The organism is Pedobacter sp. AC402 (genome assembly GCF_979252805.1).
In genome coordinates this window covers 128,709-151,720 of the sequence record NZ_CEEDAI010000001.1, presented here as the reverse complement: position 1 = coordinate 151,720, position 23,012 = coordinate 128,709, and the positions used below count along the sequence as shown (strand labels likewise).

Here is a 23,012-nt window from a genome sequence, read left to right as displayed (position 1 = left end):
TTTGCCCCGTTCGCTTTATCTTTTTCTACTTTATAACACATTTAAGTGTTTTGGTACACTATGCAAGCAATTCCTTGGCATTTTCGATTGCGGAAGCTCCAGGGTTTTTGCCGCTTAACATTTCGGCAATTACACCAATCCGCTCTTCTTGTTTAAGTTTGCGGATTCCTGTGGTGGTTTTTCCACCGTCTTCATGTTTATGCACAAAATAGTGAGATGTTCCTTTGGCTGCAATCTGAGGTAAATGTGTAATTGAAATTACTTGCATATTCTCGCCTAAATCAGAAATGACTTCTCCAACCTTTAGTGCTGTTTCACCAGAAATTCCGGTATCAATCTCATCGAAAATAATCGTAGGAAGTGAAGTATGTTTCGCTAAAAGGGCTTTTATGGCCAACATTAACCTGGATAATTCACCACCTGAAGCAACTTTATTTACCGGGGCCGGAGCCTGACCTGCATTTGCCGTAAATAGTAAGTTAATTTCATCCAAACCATCTTTATTTAAGTCGGTTAAAGGCTTTTGATCCAATACCAGTTTAGCATTCAGCATCCCAACTTGTTTAAGGGTAATGCCAGTTTGATCTTCTACTACTTTAATTGCCTTTTTGCGGTTAACACTTAACTGATTGGCCTGTTTTTGTAAAGCTATTTTAAGCAGATCAATTTCCTGCTGTAATTTTTCAATGTGCTCATCAGAAGATAAAAGTTTGGTTAAATTGTCTTCAAGTTGTTTTTGAAACGCAATTAACTCAGCATTATTGGCCAGCCTGTGTTTTTGTTGAAGTGTATAAAATAGATCGAGCCTTTGGTTTACAATTTCAAGTCGATCGGCACTGTGTACGGTATTACCCTCTATGGTAGAAACCTCATCGGTAATGTCTTTTATCTCAATAATAGACGAGCGCAAACGTTCATATAGTACGTTAATTTCGGGATCAAATTTTTCTATACTCTGCAATTGTAATGAAGCTTCTTTTAAAATTTGCAGGGCAGAAGGTTCGCTTTCATTAATTAAGCCAGATGCAGTAAGTAAGGCTCTCTTAATGGTTTCTGCATGGGTTAGTCGCGCTAATTCTTGTTCAAGCTCTTCTTGTTCACCATCCTGTAATTTTGCCTGCTCGAGTTCGTTAAAAAGAAATTGTTCATAATCTTGCTTGTTTCTAGCTTCATCAGCTTCGGCAACTAGTTTTTTTAAAAGGCTTGTATCGTGCTTCAGTTTTTTAAATCCGCTGCGGTAATCAAGCAACAGGGATTGATGATTGGCCAGAGAATCTACAATTAACAATTGAAAATCGGCATCATTTATTTCTTGTGTTGCGTGCTGTGAGTGGATATCAATCAGCTTTTCGCCCACTTGCTTTAAAATAGATAAATTAACAGGCGTATCGTTAATAAACGACCTGGTTTTACCGTCTATTGATATTTCTCTCCGTAAAAGACTTTCTTTCGAAAAATCCAGGTCATTTTCTTCAAAAAAATCTTTTAAGTTTTCATCAGCAAGGGTAAAGCTGCCCTCAATAACGCATTTTTTATCCTGGTTAAAAAAATATTTGCTCTCTGCCCGCTGACCCAAAATTAGCGATAATGCACCAAGTATGATTGATTTACCTGCGCCGGTTTCACCAGTTATAATATTTAAGCCTTTATCAAATTCGATATCAAGACTATCAATTAATGCGTAATTACGTATAGAAAGTTTGTGTAGCATGCTTAGCAAAAATATTAAAATTTATTCAACAGGACGGTACAAAACAAAAACAGCGAAGAATAAACTTTGTGTTAAAGAAGCTATATTTATATCAGCTTAATTTAAAAAATCAAGAACAGTTTGGTTAAAAAGAGTGGGATTTTCACTTGGAACCATATGTGTCTCTTTTTTGAAAATGATTAATTGAGACTGAGGAATATTATTTGCAATCAATTTGGTGTGCTCAGCTCTGATCACATCTTTTTCTCCTGCCAATACCAATGTTTTTGAATGAATTTTATGTAATTCGTCTAGTTTAATGTTTGGCTCTGTAGAAAGCATTATGAGTAATCTTGCCATTTGTGCGGATTCAACATCTTTTTGTTGTTGCAGCACTTTTAAATCTTTCTTTAGTTTATTCAACATGTTTTTTTCAACTGCATTTTCCGTGGGATTTAAATTTGCACCCATTACAACTAGCTTTCCTACATATTCGGGATATTTAATTGCCATAATTAAAGCAGTATTTCCTCCATCGCTCCAGCCTAAAATATTTACTTTTTTAAGGTTAAGCGAATCTAAAAGTACTTTCATATCAGCTGCAAAAATATCGTAACTTAATTTACTGCTATCATTGTCTATACTCTTTCCCTGTGCACGACTATCAACTGTAATGACCTGATAATTTTTTGCCAATACCGGAATCTGGTTGCTGAAATCTACTATAGATTGACCATTTCCATGCAACACTAATAAAGGTTCTCCTTTTCCATAAATTTCAAAATAAATTTTTATTCCATTTACATTGCAGTATTTTCCAGTTCGTTTATTGCTTCCATAATTTGTTTTCCATATTATTGCTGCCTTGGTAGATTTAATAAGAAGTGCTTTACCTTTTACCGAATCTGTTCTGGGCTGTATACTAATAGTTGTACCATCTGGTATTTTGGCACTTGTTAAAAAACCTTTCAATGGATTATCTTCGTGGTTCTCGAAGTCTGCATTTTTAATTGGAATTTCTCTCCAGTTACCGTCTTCAGTTTTCACTTCAAATTTTAAATTATCTGCAAAAAAGTTCCCGTTACCTTCAAAGGTTGCATAGAGCCACATTTCTTTGGCTTTGAAATTTATTTTGCCGTTTACATTAATCTGATGCCATAAAGTATCTTTAACCAAGTCTTTTGCAGCATTCGCCTTTAGCATTTCATCTTTACTAACTACCTGGCGGGTTTGAATTACAATTTTTTTAAGTGAATCTGTCTCGGTAGACTTAAGTTCAAGCGAATATCTAAAATCTTTACCTTTAAATTTTTCGATGTTTAAGATGGTTCCAAAATAAAATGAGTTCGATGTTATCTTGGTTTGGGCAAGTGCAGATAGATTTAAAAGAATTAGAATAGGAAGAATTTTGAACCTGATAGCGCGCATTATTGATATGTTTTAGAATTTCGCTAAGGTACAATTTTAGGCTTGGTTAGAAATTCGTAAACAAAAACAGCGAAGAATAATCTCCGCTGCTAATGATGTGTTTGGTTTAATATGTATTTTTTTGTTTTATCTAATTGCAGATTGGATGGCAATGGCGATATCATTCGTTTGTACAAAACTTTTTGAGGCCAATTGATCGGCAACTTTAAAATCCTCTTTTTTGTAGGTTACCATCGCATTTTCAATCTTCAAAACTTTTGCAGGGTTTGAAAAATCTTTGTTGTTGAAATTAATTACCGCAGGACTAATTTGTGAGCGTTTATTACCGCCTTCAACTTTTTCCTTTTTTTCTTTTTTCTCCATTTTCTCTTTCAGCTCTTTTACTTCACTGTCGAATTTTTCTTTCAGTTTTTTATATTCTTCAGTCTGTCTTACTTTGCTGTTCGCATTATTGTTTTCGTTAAGAAATAATACTGTTCCATCTGGACCGGTAAGGGCATTTTTGTTGCCTTTAAATATAGAATCAACATTCAGTTTTGTTAATCCTGACAAGCGAATCATATCTCCTGATTTCAATGCCTGTATCCTGATGTTATCAATTTGTGCCCTAAATTCTGGTGTATTCATTTTGGCCGCCATCTCTTCACCCATTTTTTTCCATTTAGCCTGTGCCTCCGGTGTATTGTACTGTTTAGCAATATCATCACCAAATTTTTTCCACTTTGCCTGTTCTTCTGGTGAGTTCATTTTCTTGCCCATTTCTTCTCCCATTTTTTTCCATTTGGCCTGTGCCTCCGGTGAGCTGTATTGTTTGGCAATGTCTTCGCCGAACTTTTTCCATTTGGCTTGAGCTTCAGGGGAATCGAATTCTTTAAATATTTTTCCTTTTAAAAGTGAATCGCTGAATTTAATCTTAAATGAACTGTCAGCCTGAATGTGGTAGATACTTTTACCAGCAAAAAGCTCGTCTCTGTAGAAATCTTTCCTTAGGCTGTCTGGCATTTCTTTAACGGAATTGTACTCTTTTTTATTTCCATTTGCATCAATGGTAACAATTTTAATCTTGCGTTTTTTTGTTGTATCCGTACAAATCACATTGTTTATTAATCCGTTTGATAGCTGTACAGTTAAAATTTCTTGTTTGTGCTGTTTTTTGGTTTCTTTCTTCTTTTCTGTAGGATTGATCCAGGCAATAGAAAACAGGCACGCTACACCCAGTGTTAGGGCTGCCATTTGTTGTTTGGCGTTTAAATAATTTGTTTTCATGTTGGTTATTCTTTTAATGCGTTGATATAAATTTTGTGTTTTACCTGTTGCTGCCAATGCATAAGCCTGGCTGTTTTTATCTTTCAATAACTCGAGTTTAAGTAGGGCATGCGCATAGTTTAATGGTTTTCCGGTCACTTTTAATACCAGATCGTCGCAGGCATGTTCGCGTTCAATATGTATAAACCTGCCGGCCATCCAAACAAATGGATTGTAGAACAATAAAGTTTCTATCGCAGTTTTAATCAGGTTCAATAGAAAATCGTTTCTTCTGATGTGCGATAGCTCGTGGATTAAAATGGCCTCAACCTGATCGTTATCCAATTGGTTTACCAATGCCAGGGGAAACAATACCACAGGTTTTAAATAGCCGATAACCAAAGGCACGTTAACAATAGAAGAAAGGTTAAACTGGATGCTTTTTTTAATTTTAAGGTGCGCGGTTACCTGCTCGAAAATTGCTTTCCAACCATCAGGAATAGCACTTAAACTTTCTTTTTTTAGTTTAGAAAGCTGACTGTAACCTTTCACAATCACAAACAACTGTAGCAATATACCGATGAGGTAAAATGCCACCACGATAGGGAAGTATTGTTCGGCTTTACTGCTAAAACTTGGTGGCAGGTTGTTAAAATATTGATAAGCCTGTATATTTTGTGGGTTGATTGCAGCTGCCTGATTATTTATGGTTAATGTTAACTGATGAATAAAATTATAGCCAAAACCGATAAACATTAAAATTATGGCACCAAAAGCGAGGTTGTGCTTATGTTTTGCGGCCATTTTCGGGATGCTTAGCATCACAATAAATAATATGCCATAAATAACAGCACTTTGCCAAAGGGAGTTTAAAATGCTCCAGCCAAATGCCTTGATGAATTGTTGTAATAAAGTTTCCATAACGGTGGTTTTAATTTTTTTACCGGGATACCCCGAAGTGTTATTGCATAATTAGGGAGCTATACCCTACACTTTCTAACCTTCAACTATGCCTTATTTCAGGCTGTCTAAATATTTCTTAATTTCATCAATCTCATCCGCACTTGCACTGTGATTACCCAGGGCCTGCATTACCAATCTCGCCGCCGAGCCATTAAATACATTGTCGATCATTTTAGTTACCAATTGCTTTTCGGTTTTATCCTGACTTACCAATGCTTTATAGATGTGTGTTTTTTGATTGGTATCTCTTTCTACCATTCCTTTTTCATGCAAAATCTGCATTAATTTTAAGGTAGTGGTATAACCAGAATCTTTTTTATTCAACGCCTCATGAACTTCTCTTACCGTTGCATTCCCCTTTTGCCAAAGCACCTGGAGGATTTCCATTTCACCTTCTGTTGGTTTGATGTTTTGATTATTCATATGTTACAAGTTGTACGAATTATTTCGTATTCAAATGTACGAAGATATTCGTAAGATCAAAATATTTTAACAAATTTTTAACTTTATTACTTAGTTCTTGAAATTGGTCAGCTGGTTAACTGTTTATCAGACGCCCAAGAATGAAGAATGTTGCATCTACAGTATGGTTAAGAAACCCCCAATGAAAAACTGACTTTGTTAATTAAACCTGATTGATGTGGATACCGGCCTGTGTTTAAGGCCTGCAGGCATATGAACAAAAAGCAGGACTGGCTTTAATTGAAATGCTGAGATTGCTTTTCTAAACAATTAATCCCACAAATAGGGGAAACTACTTATCAGTTAACAGATGAAACTGGTTAATTAGTTTACTGACGGGCTTGAAATTATTTAGCACCTAATAATTCAGCCATTTTATCGCGTAATTCTTTTCCTTTAATATCCTTGGCAATTATTTTTCCATTAGGACTGATAAGTACATTTGCTGGTATAGTTGTAATACCGTAAAGCTTAGCTGCTTCGTTTTCTTTTTTAAGATCAGAAACCTGCATCCATGGTAACCGGTCTTCCTTGATAGCGTTTAACCATTTGGCTTTATTTGCCAATATATCGATTGACACACTTAAAACCGTAAAATTTTTCTCCTTGTATTTTTCATAAACAGCTAAAACATTTGGATTTTCTTCCCTGCAGGGCAGACACCACGAAGCCCAAAAATCAACAAGAACATATTTATTCAGATAGGATGAAAGTTTAGTGGGCTTGCCATTTATATCATTTTGAGTAAAGTCTTTTGCCATCATTCCAACTGAAATCTTTTTCCCTTCTTTAATCCTGTTGGCAATTTCTAAACCTTCTGGCATTGCTTTGAGCGCAGCAGATAATTTGGCAAAACTTTGTTCTACCTCTGATAGATACTTACTGGAGCGTACCATTTTAACTAAAGCGAATAAGCTTACATAAGAATTTGGATGTGTATCTACAAAATTAAATTGGATGGGAAAAGTTTCATCATATGCATCTATAATACGTGCTTTTGTTAGGTTTACCAAGGCTGTATCTTTCAATTCCTCTGCGCTTAGTTTATTTGGGTCTTTTAATTTTCTTGTTTTTTCTGTCACAGGCCGTAATGCCGCACAAAGTGTGGCATAATCATTATTTAATGGAGTCCCCGAAATAATGGAATTGTTTAAAGTATCTGGAGAACGCAGTGTAATCTGTCCTGATTCGATGTAAACATCAAACGCATCAAATAGTTCGGATGCGTAACGAGGGTTGTCATTTCGGCAAACATAGCCTCTCACTTTAGTTTTAAAAGTTCCTTTAAACTCAAACGATCCTTTGTTTACTAAAGTAGAATCTTGAATTAACTGGTCACCTTGCCTAAAAGATAAAAACATCTTATCGCCATCTTTATAAGCCTTGCCATAGCCTTTAATGCTAAATGAAGATTGCGCCAGTAGGTTTAATGGTAAAAGACAGATCGTAATCAATAAAAATCTTTTCATCGTTTTTAGAAACTATATTTTGAGCGATTATAATTCAGTTAACCGATTTAAGGGCTCAATCAAGTAATTAATGTTGTATAAAGGTTAACCGTTGAAACCGATTAACTGATGGGCACGATGTACAATGAACCAATTTAAACAATTAACCAGTTAACCAAAGAAACTAATTTTTCTTTAGTCCCTCGTATTTGCCAATATTTGCCGGATCAATTTCTGCCAACATGTTGTAAGCTTTCATCCGTTCCTGTCCGTTAAGTTTAGAAAGAACATTGGTTACTTCTTCAGCCTTGGATGCGAAATAAACATTAGGGAAAATTGAGCCTAGTTTTTGTTTATCCATTTGTTGCAACGCGGGCAGTGCAGCAACAATTTGTGTTAAGCCTTTATCATTATCGGTAAGCTGATCCAGGCCGCTAAAATGATAACTGTAAATGAAATTACGGAGTTCTGCAAAAATAGGATTTAAAACATTTTCGTTAAACCAAAAACGGTTGCGTAATCCATCTGCTGCTTTCCAGCCGGTATTGCCCGAAGCTTGCGCCAGATTAATGATATTCTGTGCTTTTTTATAATAGGGCGTACCACCCATTTTGCTAAAACTATCCTTATCCATACCGATAATGGTATATGCATAATAGGAGAGGAGTGCACTGATATTGGAAATATAATTCTGATCAGAAAAATCGATTGTGGAGCCATCGTTAAAACTGAAATCGAAATTTTTATCGCTCATGTTTAACAAAGTGCTGTTGTAGGAACTGTTAAAAACCGGGCGACTGCTCTGAATCTGCGCTTCGGCGGTATAACCAGATCCACCATCCCAGGAGTTAATGGTAATGATAAAACTGCAATCGATTCGTTCCTGAGGCTTGTAACTTTCGTTACTAAATTTATTATTGTTCAAAAAATCGCGGATTGTTTTTTGCAAAGCCTCTATGGTGGGTTTGCTAATGTTCGAAACCTGGGGAGCAAGCAAAGTTACCCTTGCATTTAACTCCTGCGCCTGTAGCTTACCAAAACCAATCAATAGCAATATCCAAACAATCCTTTTTATCATTTTGTAATTTTTAAAATGGCAGCACATATATCTTTAGCCACATCTGCCTTGGATTTCGTTTCAAATACAGTCCGTTCTAAAGCCTTGTTAAAAATAGTAATTTTATTGGTATCCGATTTAAAACCTGCACCCTTATCATTTAAAGAATTTAAAACAACCAAATCTAAATTTTTCTTCTCCAATTTACCTTTGGCATAGTTCTCCTCATCATTGGTTTCTAAGGCAAAACCAACTAAAATCTGATTTGCTTTTTTTGTCGCACCTAAAGAAGCTAGGATGTCAGTAGTTTTTTCTATTTCCAGAAAGAGATCACTATCCTGTTTTTTGATTTTTTGTATAGCAACTAATTTCGGGCGGTAATCTGCCACAGCCGCACACATTACTGTTATGTCAGTTTCTGAAAATATAGATGAACAGGCATCAAACATATCCTTTGCGCTTATTACATCAATTCTTTTTAAAGTTTGGTCAGCCTTTTGTGCCGTTGGTCCGGCAATTAAAGTTACCTCAGCACCAAGTTTTACCAATTCGTCTGCAATTGCAAAACCCATTTTACCAGAAGAATGGTTCCCTATAAATCGAACCGGATCAATCGCTTCATAGGTAGGGCCGGCAGTTACCATCACTTTTTTGCCAAAGAATGGCATCGATTTTTGTATGGCATTGTTCAGAAAAGAAACAATTTCTTCAGGCTCTGCCATTCTGCCTTCGCCCCAAAGTCCGCTCGCAAGTTCCCCATTGGCAGGAGCTATAACCGTATTTCCAAAACTGATAATCTTTTTAATGTTTGCCTGGGTAGTTTCATGTTTCCACATATCCAGATCCATTGCCGGAGCTACATAAACAGGGCATTTTGCAGAAAGATAAACAGCAGTTAATAAGTTATCGCAGATTCCTGTTGAAAGTTTAGCCAGCGTATTGGCACTTATCGGAGCAATAATAATCAGATCGGCCCAAAGCCCTAGTTCAACATGATTGCTCCATACCCCAGTTTCTTCTTCGAAATATTGGGTGTAAACAGGGTTTTTAGAAAGCGTAGCAAGGGTTAGTGGTGTTATGAAATTAGCACCATCAGGGGTAAGGATAACCTTTACGTTTGCACCAGCTTTAACAAGCAATCGAACTAAAAAAGCCGATTTATATGCTGCAATGCTACCGCAAACGCCAAGGATTATATTTTTATGTTTCAGCATAGCGTGTTGGGCATGAGGCATAGAGCATTGATATGCTTATAAAACTGCGCCATGCTCTTTGCCCTCTGCTAATTACTTTTGTTCTTTAGCAGGATTTCTGTGATAAATTTTCTCATTCAAAAATTCATCAATAGCAACCAAAACAGGCTTAGGCATACGCTCGTAGTGCTTGCTGATTTCAATTTGCTCACGGTTTTCGAAAATTTCTTCTAAATTATCGTTGCTCGATGCAAATTCTGCCAATTTACCGTGTAACTCCTCTTTAACGTTATTCGAAATCTGATTTGCTCTTTTAGCAATTACAACTAAAGATTCGTATAAGTTATCTGTAGTTTTATCTAAATCGTGTACGTTTCTGGTTACTGTAGTATTTGGTACAGCAGGTTTGTTAGTATTCATGTATTAATCGTTTTTAATATTCGTGTTATCAGCATTAGTTGGTTTTGTAGAAATGGTATCTTTTAATTTACCCGTTCTGATCAACATTTGCTTGTATTTTTCTTGGTCAACTGCATATAATGCAAGTTCTTGTTTTGTAGCCGCAATTCCTAGTTCAACATCTTCTTTAAGTACCTTTGCATCTTTGGTATACTTACTGTCAGGATGGTTTTCAGTAAACTCAGTATATAAAGCAAGGGCTTCATTATAACGGTCTTCCTGGCGGATTACATAACTATTTTTAGCATATAAATACTGAGCCTTAATCATTAAAAAGTCCATTTCCTCAGCATATTTAATATCGGGGAAATCTCTTTGAGCATTTTTTAAAGCAATAACCGCTGCCCTGTAATTATCTACGTTACTTGGACCAGTAGTTAAATACATTTTAGCATTTTCAAAAGCTTTATCCTCTAATTTACCCCTTAAAGTGGCAATATATTTACCTGCAGCAGCAGCGCGATCGCTGGTAGGATATAAGTTAATGAATAATTGTAATGCATCGATAGCCTTATAAGTGTTTTCCTGATCTAAAGAGAAACTTGGCGATTCTAAATAGAAACAATAGAGCTCCCATATACCTGGCCTCTTCAGCATTTTTACTCGCAGGGTAAGTATCTGCGAAACTTTTAAATTGGTACCTGGCCGTTGTATAATCACTTAACCTATATAAGGTATAAGCATAATAATAATTTAAATCCTCAGCTTCAGCACGGCCACGGTATTTTTGAGAAAGATCTTCAAAAAGTACCAATGCTTTACTGTAATCGCGTTTATTATACAAACGAAGCGCTTCCTGGTATTTTTTTGCAACGTCGTTACTCGCCCTCAATTTCTCGAAACGACTTTTACAACCCGCAATACCCAAAGCGGCAACAAAAACTAAAATAATTAAGTGTTTAACTTTAAACATTCTGCAAAGATAATTAATAATACGATAACATCAATAAAAACAATTGGCCGCTAAGCTATGCAAAGCAATTCAGTACAATATAACAGTTAACAATTTTTAACATATATAATATAGGCTATTATTTAAGCCTTTATGCTTTTCTATATACTATATATGTACGCAATAACTTTCGAAGCATTTATGGGCTAAGCGCTAAGCAAAATTCGAAAGGCTGGGTTTGGTCCGTTATCATTATACTATATGTAATAGTGTGTTTGTTTTATTAGCAAAGCAGGGTGGGTGCTGCTATATAAGTTTCTTCCCGCTTTTCATTGCAAGTCCTCGCTGCGCTGCGGGCTTTTCATTTTAATCGGGTTTATTTTGCAGGGTCTTCCCGTGGTTTTAAAAGGCTGGGTGCATGGAAACGCTGGAAGCCTGAAGAGACTAGACAGATACAAACAGCCCTTACTTAAAAAAGTTTGGCCCTGCGGCATATTTTTTCCTGTTGAAAACCATATAGTTAGATTGGATCTTCCGGTAATCTGTAAAAAAGCTTTGCGTTAGTGTTAATTTTCCCTACTTTTGCATCCCGCTTCGGAGGAAGGGTTTTGAATGAAAGGATGGCAGATGATGATGATAGGGCAGTACTTATTTTAAAATAAATGTTGCAGGTGAGGAAAAGATTGCTACCTTTGCAGCCCGCTCCGGAAGGACGGAAAGCTGAATAAAATCAGCAAGTTGAAATAAGGGGAAAGGAAAAAAGAAGATCAAAAAAATAAAATTTATTTTATTTGGAAGTTTGAAAAAGATCCTTACCTTTGCACTCCCAACTGAAAGGAAGGGCAAAAAGCTGAGCAGCGGATGTTGCGGAAAGCAAACAGAAAAAAGATTGAAACGGATGAAACACGGGGAAGACGAAGAAGACTTTTCCAAACTGAAACCGAAGATATATAAATGGCCGGCCGTGAGGTTACCAGGTCAACAAGTTCTTAAAAGAGATGTCAATGTAGCGTAGCGAGGTAATGGAGTACCGATCAAAGTACATGATTACGTAGCTTTATTTTAAAGGTGGTGTCTAACAGACAACATAACAAAAAAGAAGACTATTTTTAACAATAGTTAAAACTGGTCAGCATCTTACAACACATTTTACAATGGAGAGTTTGATCCTGGCTCAGGATGAACGCTAGCGGCAGGCCTAATACATGCAAGTCGAACGAGATTATCCAGCTTGCTGGATTTGAAAGTGGCGCACGGGTGCGTAACGCGTATGCAACCTACCTTAATCTGGGGGATAGCCCGGAGAAATCCGGATTAATACCGCATAAAATCACAGGATGGCATTATCCAATGATCAAACATTTATGGGATTGAGATGGGCATGCGTGTCATTAGCTAGTTGGCGGGGTAACGGCCCACCAAGGCGACGATGACTAGGGGATCTGAGAGGATGGCCCCCCACACTGGTACTGAGACACGGACCAGACTCCTACGGGAGGCAGCAGTAAGGAATATTGGTCAATGGAGGCAACTCTGAACCAGCCATGCCGCGTGCAGGAAGACTGCCCTATGGGTTGTAAACTGCTTTTATCCGGGAATAAACCTTTCTACGTGTAGGAAGCTGAATGTACCGGAAGAATAAGGATCGGCTAACTCCGTGCCAGCAGCCGCGGTAATACGGAGGATCCAAGCGTTATCCGGATTTATTGGGTTTAAAGGGTGCGTAGGCGGCCTGTTAAGTCAGGGGTGAAAGACGGTAGCTCAACTATCGCAGTGCCCTTGATACTGATGGGCTTGAATGGACTAGAGGTAGGCGGAATGAGACAAGTAGCGGTGAAATGCATAGATATGTCTCAGAACACCGATTGCGAAGGCAGCTTACTATGGTCTTATTGACGCTGAGGCACGAAAGCGTGGGGATCAAACAGGATTAGATACCCTGGTAGTCCACGCCCTAAACGATGAACACTCGCTGTTGGCGGTACACAGTCAGCGGCTAAGCGAAAGCGTTAAGTGTTCCACCTGGGGAGTACGCTCGCAAGAGTGAAACTCAAAGGAATTGACGGGGGCCCGCACAAGCGGAGGAGCATGTGGTTTAATTCGATGATACGCGAGGAACCTTACCCGGGCTTGAAAGTTAGTGAATCATTTAGAGATAAATGAGTGAGCAATCACACGAAACTAGGTGCTGCATGGCTGTCGTCAGCTCGTGCCGTGAGGTGTTGGGTTAAGTCCCGCAACGAGCGCAACCCCTATGTTTAGTTGCCAGCACGTTATGGTGGGGACTCTAAACAGACTGCCTGTGCAAACAGAGAGGAAGGAGGGGACGACGTCAAGTCATCATGGCCCTTACGTCCGGGGCTACACACGTGCTACAATGGACGGTACAGAGGGCAGCTAGCCGGCAACGGTATGCGAATCTCACAAAGCCGTTCACAGTTCGGATTGGGGTCTGCAACTCGACCCCATGAAGTTGGATTCGCTAGTAATCGCGTATCAGCAATGACGCGGTGAATACGTTCCCGGGCCTTGTACACACCGCCCGTCAAGCCATGGAAGTTGGGGGTACCTAAAGTATGTAACCGCAAGGAGCGTCCTAGGGTAAAACCGATAACTGGGGCTAAGTCGTAACAAGGTAGCCGTACCGGAAGGTGCGGCTGGAATACCTCCTTTCTGGAGTAGCACCGCCTACTCGCCACGCAACATGATATTTCAAATAAGGTAAAAGGTAAAAGACCAAAGCTGAAAGGCGGAGGGCACAGATACCGGATACTTTAAAAAAACAAGAGAAAAAAGAACACCCAGAAGAAAACGGTGGGCTGCTATAAAGGCAAGCGCAACGGAGACATGAAGGGTAAGCCAAAAAGGGAAGCAGTAGCGGTAAGATACTATATACTGCAACTATTAAGCCTACCTTAAAATCAAGAAGTCCCGTAGCTCAGCCTGGTTAGAGCACTACACTGATAATGTAGGGGTCTCCAGTTCAAATCTGGACGGGACTACACATTAAGATCCTTTTGGGGGATTAGCTCAGCTGGCTAGAGCGCCTGCCTTGCACGCAGGAGGTCAACGGTTCGACTCCGTTATTCTCCACATTTGAGCATAAAGCTTAAAGACCAAAGCTGAAAGCTTTCAAAAAACACATAATACAACCTTATTATCGGGATAGATAATATACATTGACATAAAGATTAAGAAAAGAAGAAACGCCATGGGGCACATACGATCAAATGTATGGAACGGTTCGAGACCGCAGTTTTTTACTAACGGAGCTGAAACGGAGCTTAGGTTGGGGACAATGAAACCCTCCGCCTTTATACCTTCGGCCTTCAGCCTCAGTAAAGTTCTTTGACATATTGGAAGAAGTTAAAAAAGAAGAGCAAACAACAATAGGCGACTGTTGTGTTTGTGCTCGCTTAAAGGGATCGCAAGAAACCGATAAGTATGAGACATCATGACAAGAGCAAAAAAAGCATACCATATGGCGCAAAAGGCATATGAGTAGAAGAAAGTAATAAAGAGTACACGGGGGATGCCTTGGCTCTCAGAGGCGATGAAGGACGTGATAAGCTGCGATAAGCTTCGGGTATTTGCAAATAGGAACTGATCCGAAGATTTCCGAATGGGGCAACCCGGCTAGTTGAAGACTAGTCACATATAATGAGCAAACCTGCCGAACTGAAACATCTAAGTAAGCAGAGGAAGAGAAAATAACAATGATTTCCTAAGTAGTGGCGAGCGAAAGGGAAAGAGCCCAAACCTACTTTGTTACGGCAAAGTGGGGGTTGTAGGACTACGATGTGGCATTGGTAAACAGAAGTGGAACGGGATGGGAAGCCCGGCGACACAAGGTGATAGCCCTGTACACGTATAGAATACCAGTCTAGTAGTATCCTGAGTACCGCGAGGTCGGAGACGCCTTGTGGGAATCTGCCGGCACCATCCGGTAAGGCTAAATACTCCTGAGAGACCGATAGTGAACCAGTACCGTGAGGGAAAGGTGAAAAGAACCCCGAACAGGGGAGTGAAATAGAACCTGAAACCGTGTACTTACAAGCGGTCGGAGCATCCAAGTGGTGTGACGGCGTGCCTTTTGCATAATGAGCCTACGAGTTACTCCTCTCTGGCAAGGTTAAGTGCTTCAGGCACGGATCCGAAGCGAAAGCGAGTCTGAACAGGGCGTATAGTCAGAGGGGGTAGACGCGAAACCTTGTGATCTACCCATGGACAGGTTGAAGGTGCGGTAACACGTACTGGAGGACCGAACCGATAAACGTTGAAAAGTTTCCGGATGATCTGTGGGTAGGGGTGAAAGGCTAATCAAACTGGGAAATAGCTCGTACTCCCCGAAATGTTTTTAGGAACAGCGTGGATATTAAGTTTCATAGAGGTAGAGCTACTGATTGGGTGCGGGGGAGTCAAATCCTACCAAATCCAGACAAACTCCGAATGCTATGAAATATGATCTGCAGTGAGGCGCGGGGTGCTAAGGTCACGCGCCGAGAGGGAAAGAACCCAGACCATCAGCTAAGGTCCCCAAGTGACAGTTAAGTTGAACTAACGAGGTCCGATTGCACAGACAGCTAGGATGTTGGCTTGGAAGCAGCCATTCATTTAAAGAGTGCGTAACAGCTCACTAGTCGAGCGATCGGGCATGGATAATAAACGGGCATTAAACTGTTCACCGAAGCTATGGGATTGAAATATATCGGTAGGGGAGCATTCTATATGCAGCGAAGGTATCTGGTAATGGGTGCTGGAGCGTATAGAAAAGCAAATGTAGGCATAAGTAACGATAAGGCGGGAGAGAAACCCGCCCACCGAAAGGATAAGGTTTCCTGATCAACGCTAATCGGATCAGGGTCAGTCGGGACCTAAGGAGAACCCGAAGGGGAAATTCGATGGACAACTGGTTAATATTCCAGTACTTTTTATAACTGCGATGTGGGGACGGAGTAGTGACACTGCCGCGATCTGACGGAATAGATCGTTAAAGACAGTAGGTATTAGAACGGTAGGCAAATCCGCCGATCTAGCTGAAAGTCGATAGTACCGCGAGCCTTCGGGTAAGCGGATAGCGCAGGTAATCAGACTTCCAAGAAAAACCGCTAAGCTTCAGGTTATAAAAACCCGTACCGCAAACCGACACAGGTATCCGGGAAGAGGATTCTAAGGTGCTCGAGTGAATCATGGCTAAGGAACTCGGCAAAATGGCCCTGTAACTTCGGGAGAAGGGGCGCTTGCAGCAATGTAAGCCGCAGTGAAAAGGCCCAGGCGACTGTTTAACAAAAACACATGGCTTTGCAAAATCGAAAGATGAGGTATAAGGCCTGACACCTGCCCGGTGCTGGAAGGTTAAGAGGGGATGTCATCGTAAGAGAAGCATTGAATCGAAGCCCCAGTAAACGGCGGCCGTAACTATAACGGTCCTAAGGTAGCGAAATTCCTTGTCGGGTAAGTTCCGACCTGCACGAATGGTGTAACGATCTGGGCGCTGTCTCAGCCATGAGCTCGGTGAAATTGTGGTCCCGGTGAAGACGCCGGGTACCCGCAACGGGACGGAAAGACCCCATGCACCTTCACTACAATTTAACATTGACATTGGATACAGGATGTGTAGGATAGGTGGGAGGCTTTGAAGCGGCGTCGCTAGGCGTCGTGGAGCCAACGTTGAAATACCACCCTTTCTGTATTCGGTGTCTAATCCCGATCATTCGGGAGACATTGTTTGATGGGTAGTTTGACTGGGGTGGTCGCCTCCAAAAAGGTAACGGAGGCTTTCAAAGGTAAGCTCAGTACGCTTGGTAACCGTACGCGGAGTGCAATAGCATAAGCTTGCTTGACTGTGAGACAGACAAGTCGATCAGGGTCGAAAGACGGATATAGTGATCCGGTGGTTCTGCATGGAAGGGCCATCGCTCAAAGGATAAAAGGTACGCTGGGGATAACAGGCTGATCTCCCCCAAGAGCTCATATCGACGGGGAGGTTTGGCACCTCGATGTCGGCTCGTCACATCCTGGGGCTGGAGAAGGTCCCAAGGGTTCGGCTGTTCGCCGATTAAAGTGGCACGCGAGCTGGGTTCAGAACGTCGCGAGACAGTTCGGTCCCTATCTGTTGTGGGCGTAGGAATTTTGAGTGGGGCTGACCTTAGTACGAGAGGACCGGGTTGGACCAGCCTCTAGTGAATCTGTTGTTCCGCCAGGGGCATTGCAGAGTAGCTACGCTGGGAATAGATAAGCGCTGAAAGCATCTAAGTGCGAAACTAGCCACGAGATGAGAATTCCATATAGGACCGTAGAAGACTACTACGTTGATAGGCTACAGATGTAAAGCTGGTGACAGCACAGTCGAGTAGTACTAATCATCCGAAGCTTTCAAAGCAAACAGACTGTTGTTTGTTCTTCATAATAACTTCTTTCAATACTGTTTAAGGTTTAAGGCGAAAGGCTTAAGGTTCAGGGTTTCCCTCCACCTTTACACCCTCCACCTTCTACCTCAATAAAATATTTAGGTGCCTATATCGGTGGTGTCCACCTCTTCCCATTCCGAACAGAGAAGTTAAGCCCACCAGAGCCGATGGTACTGCGGTAACACGTGGGAGAGTAGGTCGGTGCCAAATCTTAAAAGAAACCCTTCAGCAGAAATGCTGAAGGGTTTTCTTCGTTTATGGCAGTCCTATCAGCATTTCTGATTTTTCTTCCCGGCATGAAGAAGCACTATGTTGGCATGGAAACCCTTTCTTTATTTACCTCAATTTCTAAATAGTAAGAAGGCTGTTTCCTACAGATTATGCAGATCTCCGCAGATTTTTTTTTATCACCATTAAGAATGGTAAGCAAGATTAAGGTATTATATCGTAACAAATTTTTCTTAATGACCTTAATAAAGGTTTTTTGGTGATTATGTATAGTATTGTAGGTTTCGCTTTTTATCTAGCATTAAGAAGTTAGGTATAGTATTAAAACGTATCTCTAAAGCTACATTGTAATGAAGATGGATTTTCACTAGTAAGGATGAAAGGCTAAAAGAAATCAATTTTCCTGCTACTTACACGAATTGCAATCTGGGAATATAATTATGAAGATTATGCTTTTTGCCTCAGATGAACTTTGCGTTAAAGATTTTCAATGAATATTAATGATTTAGGTCACATTTAAAACTACTTTCATGCTAAATATGTTAATATCACAAGGTTTGCCGTAATATTTGGTTATCTTTGTTGTTAACAATATATAAACAAAAGTAATGAGTTTTTTTGCAGATAAAAGAAGGGAAGTAATGGTGCATATTGAAAAGTATATGCTGGAGATGATGGATACCTATCTTAAACCAATTGATACTAACTGGCAACCGTCTGATTTTCTTCCCGATTCTACTAGTGATACATTTTATCAAGATATCAGAATATTAAGGGATAATGCAAAGGACCTTTCTTATGACCTTGTGGCTGTATTGATCGGTGATACCATTACTGAAGAAGCTTTACCTACTTACGAATCGTGGTTAGCAATGGTACAAGGTCCAAGTATGAAGGAAGATGGTGGATGGATGAAATGGAACCGTCATTGGACTGCAGAGGAGAACCGTCATGGTGATTTGTTGAATAAATATTTGTATTTATCTGGTCGCGTTGATATGCGCCAAATGGAAATTTCTACTCAATACCTTATTGCTGATGGTTTCGATATTGGAACTGGTCATGATCCATACCGTAACTTTATTTACACTTCTTTTCAGGAGATGGCAACAAACATCTCGCACAGAAGGGTAGCCTCTTTAGCTAAAAAAGATGGCGATACTTTATTGTCTAGAATGTGTGGTGTGATTGCTTCTGATGAAGCGAGACACGCAAAAGCCTATAAAGATTTTATGAACCGTATTTTTGAGGTTGATCCTAATGAAGCAATGTTAGCTTTTGAAGATATGATGCGCCAGAAAATTGTGATGCCAGCACATTTTTTACGTGAGGTAGGCTTAAAAATTGGTCAAACATTTGGTCACTTTACCGATGCTGCACAACGTTTAGGCGTTTATACTGCAATTGATTATGTTGAAATTATGCAACAGTTAATTGTTGACTGGAAAATTGAGGGGATGCGCGATTTAAATGAAGCTGGTGAAAAAGCCCGTGATTACATCATGGCTTTACCTTCTCGTTTATTACGTGTGGCAGAAAGAATGAAAACGCCAACTATTGATTATAAATTTAGCTGGATTGCTGGTTAACAGTAATCATTAAGATATGAAAGCCTCCCGATATTACATCGAGGGGCTTTTTATTTTTGTTGTAATTTTTGATGAGTTAATTTTGATTCACGACTTGATAAAGCATTGTGATTAAAAATTAACGTTACATGTTTCTTCTGTATTGCCCACCCACTTCGTAAAGTGCTTTACTGATTTGGCCCAATGAACAGATTTTACAGATTTCCATCAATTGTTCGAAGATATTATCGCCTGCTATAGCTGACTTTTGAAGTTGTTTTAAGAGATCTGTAGAACGGTCGGCATTACGATCCTGAAACTTTTGCAATGCTAAAATCTGGTATTGTTTTTCATCCTCAGTAGCGCGGATTACTTCGCCAGGAACAATAGTAGGCGATCCATTTTTATTTAAAAATGTATTTACTCCTACAATCGGATATTCACCAGTATGTTTCAGCGTTTCATAATACAAACTTTCTTCCTGAATTTTTCCACGTTGATACATCGTTTCCATTGCTCCTAAAACGCCCCCACGATCGTTAATGCGTTTAAACTCGGCAAGAACAGCATCTTCAACTAAATCGGTTAATTCTTCGATGATAAAAGCACCTTGTAGAGGATTTTCATTTTTTGCCAGTCCTAATTCTCTGTTAATGATCAATTGGATGGCCATTGCTCTCCTTACCGATTCTTCAGTAGGTGTGGTAATGGCTTCATCATAAGCATTGGTATGCAACGAATTGCAGTTGTCATAAATGGCGTAAAGTGCCTGTAAAGTCGTACGGATATCATTAAAATCAATTTCCTGGGCATGTAAAGAACGACCAGATGTTTGGATATGGTATTTTAGTTTCTGTGAACGGTCATTACCCTTATATTTGTTTTTAATGGCCTTAGCCCAGATTCTTCTTGCTACGCGCCCAATAACTGCATATTCAGGGTCGATTCCATTAGAAAAGAAAAAGGATAAGTTAGGAGCAAAATCGTCGATATGCATGCCTCTGCTTAAGTAATATTCTACAAAAGTGAAACCGTTACTTAGCGTAAAAGCAAGTTGAGAAATGGGATTTGCCCCAGCTTCGGCGATGTGATAGCCCGAAATAGAGACTGAATAAAAATTTCTTACTTTCTCATCTATAAAATATTTCTGAATATCGCCCATCATGCGTAAGGCAAATTCAGTTGAAAATATACAGGTATTTTGTGCCTGATCTTCTTTTAAAATATCAGCCTGAACGGTTCCTCTAACCGAACTGATTGCTTTGGCTCTAATCTGGGCATAAACATCCGCTGGCAAAACCTGATCTCCTGTAACGCCTAAAAGCATTAATCCTAAGCCATTGTTTCCCTCAGGAAGTGCACCGTTGTAGGTTGGTTTTTCAATGTTTTTCGTTTTATAGATCGCATCGATTTTTGCCTTAATTTCTTCGGTCAAACCGTTTTCAATAATGTATTTTTCACATTGCTGATCGATTGCCGCATTCATGAAAAAGCCCAGTAACATCGGTGCCGGTCCATTAATAGTCATGGATACAGAAGTTGAAGGTGCACAAAGATCAAACCCTGAATAGAGTTTTTTGGCATCATCCAAAGTTGCAATGCTTACGCCTGAATTACCGATTTTCCCATAAATGTCGGGCCGGATGTGCGGATCTTCGCCATAAAGGGTAACCGAATCGAAGGCGGTAGATAAGCGGTGTGCAGGCTGACCCAAAGAAACATAGTGAAAACGTTTATTTGTTCTTTCGGGGCCACCTTCTCCTGCAAACATTCTTGTTGGATCTTCACCTTCTCTTTTTAACGGAAATACACCTGCTGCATAAGGGAATTCGCCTGGAAGGTTCTCGGTTAAAAGCCACCTTAAAATATCGCCCCAATCTTCATATCTCGGCAAAGAGACTTTAGGAATGTTCAGCTTGGAAAGGGATTCGTAAAATAAGGGTTGTTTGATCTCTTTATCACGAACTTTATAGATAAAGAATTCTTCTTTATAAACCCTTTTGGTATCTGGCCACTGGCGCAATAAGCGTCTGCATTCGCCATCTAACTGCTCCTCGAAGAAATTGTAAGTTGTACTTAAACTCTTAGATAGCTCATCCTGCTGAAAACCATTTGGTAGAGGGGAATTGTTATCGCCCAATAGATTGATTACTCCTTTGAGTTGGTAGATTTTACGCGCGATTGTGGCTTGTTTATCAACCCATTCGTTGTATAGCTGACTTGATTCAGCAATCTCTGCCAAGTAACGGATGCGATCGGGTGGGATGATATAGATTTTTTCAGACTGATCGGAGGTGAGTTCCATTTTGGCCTTAAAATCAGTTCCGGTTTTTAGTTTAATCTGATCCATTAAGGCAACAAACAGATTATTCATCCCCGGATCATTAAATTGCGAGGCCATGGTGCCATAAACAGGTATTTCATCGTCTTTAGCGTCGAAAATGTTATGGTTACGCTTGTATTGCTTACGCACGTCCCGCAAAGCATCCAAAGCGCCTCTTTTATCAAATTTATTAATGGCTACCAGATCGGCAAAATCAAGCATATCGATTTTTTCCAATTGGGTAGCGGCACCAAATTCTGGCGTCATTACATAGAGTGAAACATCACAATGTTCAGTAATTTCGGTGTCTGATTGTCCAATACCCGAGGTTTCTACAATAATTAGATCGTAGCCGGCAGCTTTACAGATGTCGATACTTTCTTGCACATTTTTAGAGAGCGCAAGGTTGGCCTGCCTGGTGGCTAACGAACGCATGTAAACCCTTGGATTATTAATGGCATTCATCCTAATCCTGTCGCCCAATAAAGCGCCACCTGTTTTTCTTTTTGAAGGATCAACGGAGATGATGGCTAGCGTTTTATCTTTCACTTCTACGAGGAAACGACGTACGAGTTCATCTACCAAAGATGATTTTCCTGCTCCACCGGTTCCTGTAATACCTAAAATAGGGGCAGTATTATTTTTTGAAAGTTTTTTTAATTCATCAACAAACTTTTGAGCGCCTTCGGGATCATTTTCTGCAACGGTAATGGCACCAGCAATGGCTTTGACATCTTTTGTTGGAATGGTTTCGAGTTCGTTGGTGATATTTGCTTTGGTAACGAAATCAGTTTGGATCAGCATGTCGTTAATCATTCCCTGTAAACCCATTTTCCTGCCGTCATCAGGAGAGTAGATTTTTGAGATACCATAGGCTTGTAATTCTTCAATTTCTGAAGGTAAAATTACCCCGCCACCACCTGCAAATATTTTAATATGGCTTGATCCTCTTTCCTGCAAAAGATCGTACATGTATTTAAAATATTCGATATGTCCGCCCTGATAAGAAGTCATTGCTATGCCCTGAACATCTTCCTGAATGGCACAATTTACCACTTCATCTACAGATCTGTTGTGGCCAAGATGGATCACTTCGGCACCTGAAGATTGTAGAATACGGCGCATGATATTTATGGTTGCATCATGTCCGTCGAAAAGGGAGGCAGCGGTTACGAAACGAATTTTATTTTTAGGCTTATAGATTTCTACTTGTTGCATACTATGGGATTTTTAAGATCGGGATGCGCTATTGACCGATCCTTGTTTCCAAAAATATTTGGTATGCAAATGTACTAAATTAAGCAGTTTAAAGCGCGCATACCCTATACCGTTATGGCTTTTGGTTCAGTTATAAATCCTACCCAATTACTGTAAACAGCCACTATTATCGTAAATGCAAACTTCCCTCATGTTGTAATAAAATCTCAATTGGATAACAGATACATGATTTATACATAAAAATCATTGAGATAGGAGAGGAACTTAAAGGGAATGGATCTCCTTCAGGTTGCCGTTGTTGCTGGCACGAAGCAATCTTAATGCACTCGCTGGTAGCGATAGTTGTAGAAATTGCCTAGTCCGTTCCTCCTCGCAATCAAAATACTTTTTAAGGACCTATCACTGTTGGGTTAAACAAAAAAAACTAT

At 39.8% G+C, this 23,012-nt stretch carries 12 protein-coding genes, 2 tRNA genes and 3 rRNA genes; 6 read left to right on the top strand and 11 right to left on the bottom strand.

Annotated elements, in window-relative coordinates:
* Window positions 1-58 precede the first annotated feature (58 nt).
* The 10 genes from recN to AC0IWE_RS00600 form a co-directional block, all read right to left on the bottom strand.
* On the bottom strand, window positions 59-1,711 hold the full coding sequence (gene recN / locus AC0IWE_RS00645) for a DNA repair protein RecN (protein ID WP_471791522.1): 1,653 nt from the start codon (window positions 1,709-1,711) through the stop codon (window positions 59-61).
* A 96-nt stretch (window positions 1,712-1,807) separates the two neighbouring features.
* Window positions 1,808-3,118 (bottom strand): alpha/beta fold hydrolase, encoded by a 1,311-nt coding sequence (locus tag AC0IWE_RS00640; RefSeq protein WP_471791521.1) that lies wholly within the window; start codon window positions 3,116-3,118, stop codon window positions 1,808-1,810.
* Window positions 3,119-3,244: 126 nt separating this feature from the next.
* The gene (locus tag AC0IWE_RS00635; protein ID WP_471791520.1) at window positions 3,245-5,284 is read right to left on the bottom strand and encodes a M56 family metallopeptidase; all 2,040 of its coding nucleotides are present in this window, start codon (window positions 5,282-5,284) and stop codon (window positions 3,245-3,247) included.
* Window positions 5,285-5,377: 93 nt separating this feature from the next.
* The gene (locus AC0IWE_RS00630) at window positions 5,378-5,749 is read right to left on the bottom strand and encodes a BlaI/MecI/CopY family transcriptional regulator (protein ID WP_463496437.1); all 372 of its coding nucleotides are present in this window, start codon (window positions 5,747-5,749) and stop codon (window positions 5,378-5,380) included.
* 386 nt (window positions 5,750-6,135) lie between these two features.
* Window positions 6,136-7,257: a redoxin domain-containing protein gene (locus AC0IWE_RS00625; protein ID WP_471791519.1), complete on the bottom strand. Its 1,122-nt coding sequence runs from the start codon at window positions 7,255-7,257 to the stop codon at window positions 6,136-6,138.
* 163 nt (window positions 7,258-7,420) lie between these two features.
* Window positions 7,421-8,314, bottom strand: a complete 894-nt coding sequence (gene porD, locus AC0IWE_RS00620) for a type IX secretion system protein PorD (RefSeq protein ID WP_055912802.1) — start codon at window positions 8,312-8,314, stop codon at window positions 7,421-7,423.
* On the bottom strand, window positions 8,311-9,507 hold the full coding sequence (coaBC, locus tag AC0IWE_RS00615) for a bifunctional phosphopantothenoylcysteine decarboxylase/phosphopantothenate--cysteine ligase CoaBC (protein ID WP_471791518.1): 1,197 nt from the start codon (window positions 9,505-9,507) through the stop codon (window positions 8,311-8,313). Before coaBC ends, porD begins: the two co-directional genes overlap by 4 nt.
* Before the next feature lie 72 nt (window positions 9,508-9,579).
* On the bottom strand, window positions 9,580-9,906 hold the full coding sequence (locus tag AC0IWE_RS00610; protein WP_025145617.1) for a DNA-directed RNA polymerase subunit omega: 327 nt from the start codon (window positions 9,904-9,906) through the stop codon (window positions 9,580-9,582).
* A gap of 3 nt (window positions 9,907-9,909) precedes the next feature.
* Window positions 9,910-10,542 (bottom strand): outer membrane protein assembly factor BamD, encoded by a 633-nt coding sequence (locus AC0IWE_RS00605; protein WP_471791517.1) that lies wholly within the window; start codon window positions 10,540-10,542, stop codon window positions 9,910-9,912.
* Window positions 10,457-10,858, bottom strand: a complete 402-nt coding sequence (locus AC0IWE_RS00600; protein ID WP_471791516.1) for an outer membrane protein assembly factor BamD — start codon at window positions 10,856-10,858, stop codon at window positions 10,457-10,459. The genes AC0IWE_RS00605 and AC0IWE_RS00600 overlap by 86 nt, the downstream gene beginning before the upstream one ends.
* A gap of 1,130 nt (window positions 10,859-11,988) precedes the next feature.
* Here AC0IWE_RS00600 and AC0IWE_RS00595 point away from each other — a divergent pair.
* The 6 genes from AC0IWE_RS00595 to AC0IWE_RS00570 all read left to right on the top strand — a co-directional run bounded on the left by AC0IWE_RS00595 (window position 11,989) and on the right by AC0IWE_RS00570 (window position 19,064).
* Window positions 11,989-13,510, top strand: a 16S ribosomal RNA gene (locus tag AC0IWE_RS00595).
* Between the two features lie 254 nt (window positions 13,511-13,764).
* A tRNA-Ile gene (locus AC0IWE_RS00590) sits at window positions 13,765-13,839 on the top strand.
* Between the two features lie 17 nt (window positions 13,840-13,856).
* Window positions 13,857-13,930: transfer RNA gene (locus tag AC0IWE_RS00585), tRNA-Ala, on the top strand.
* 412 nt (window positions 13,931-14,342) lie between these two features.
* Window positions 14,343-17,218: ribosomal RNA gene (locus tag AC0IWE_RS00580) — 23S ribosomal RNA — on the top strand.
* 127 nt (window positions 17,219-17,345) lie between these two features.
* Window positions 17,346-17,457: ribosomal RNA gene (rrf, locus tag AC0IWE_RS00575) — 5S ribosomal RNA — on the top strand.
* Together the 16S, 23S and 5S rRNA genes with 2 tRNA genes alongside form the textbook arrangement of a ribosomal RNA operon.
* Window positions 17,458-18,083: 626 nt before the next feature.
* Window positions 18,084-19,064: an acyl-ACP desaturase gene (locus AC0IWE_RS00570; RefSeq protein WP_055906548.1), complete on the top strand. Its 981-nt coding sequence runs from the start codon at window positions 18,084-18,086 to the stop codon at window positions 19,062-19,064.
* Between the two features lie 124 nt (window positions 19,065-19,188).
* On the opposite strand, the gene AC0IWE_RS00565 is transcribed toward AC0IWE_RS00570, so the two are convergent.
* On the bottom strand, window positions 19,189-22,584 hold the full coding sequence (locus AC0IWE_RS00565; protein ID WP_471791515.1) for a methylmalonyl-CoA mutase family protein: 3,396 nt from the start codon (window positions 22,582-22,584) through the stop codon (window positions 19,189-19,191).
* Window positions 22,585-23,012 lie beyond the last annotated feature (428 nt).

What these genes read in the sequence shown, in the direction of transcription:
- coaBC (WP_471791518.1), bottom strand. Translation starts at nt 9,507, where the DNA reads ATGCTGAAACATAAAAATATAATCCTTGGCGTTTGCGGTAGCATTGCA.
- recN (WP_471791522.1), bottom strand. Translation starts at nt 1,711, where the DNA reads ATGCTACACAAACTTTCTATACGTAATTACGCATTAATTGATAGTCTT.
- AC0IWE_RS00610 (WP_025145617.1), bottom strand. Translation starts at nt 9,906, where the DNA reads ATGAATACTAACAAACCTGCTGTACCAAATACTACAGTAACCAGAAAC.
- AC0IWE_RS00570 (WP_055906548.1), top strand. Translation starts at nt 18,084, where the DNA reads ATGAGTTTTTTTGCAGATAAAAGAAGGGAAGTAATGGTGCATATTGAA.
- AC0IWE_RS00635 (WP_471791520.1), bottom strand. Translation starts at nt 5,284, where the DNA reads ATGGAAACTTTATTACAACAATTCATCAAGGCATTTGGCTGGAGCATT.
- AC0IWE_RS00605 (WP_471791517.1), bottom strand. Translation starts at nt 10,542, where the DNA reads ATGCTGAAGAGGCCAGGTATATGGGAGCTCTATTGTTTCTATTTAGAA.
- AC0IWE_RS00640 (WP_471791521.1), bottom strand. Translation starts at nt 3,118, where the DNA reads ATGCGCGCTATCAGGTTCAAAATTCTTCCTATTCTAATTCTTTTAAAT.
- AC0IWE_RS00565 (WP_471791515.1), bottom strand. Translation starts at nt 22,584, where the DNA reads ATGCAACAAGTAGAAATCTATAAGCCTAAAAATAAAATTCGTTTCGTA.
- AC0IWE_RS00625 (WP_471791519.1), bottom strand. Translation starts at nt 7,257, where the DNA reads ATGAAAAGATTTTTATTGATTACGATCTGTCTTTTACCATTAAACCTA.
- AC0IWE_RS00600 (WP_471791516.1), bottom strand. Translation starts at nt 10,858, where the DNA reads ATGTTTAAAGTTAAACACTTAATTATTTTAGTTTTTGTTGCCGCTTTG.
- porD (WP_055912802.1), bottom strand. Translation starts at nt 8,314, where the DNA reads ATGATAAAAAGGATTGTTTGGATATTGCTATTGATTGGTTTTGGTAAG.
- AC0IWE_RS00630 (WP_463496437.1), bottom strand. Translation starts at nt 5,749, where the DNA reads ATGAATAATCAAAACATCAAACCAACAGAAGGTGAAATGGAAATCCTC.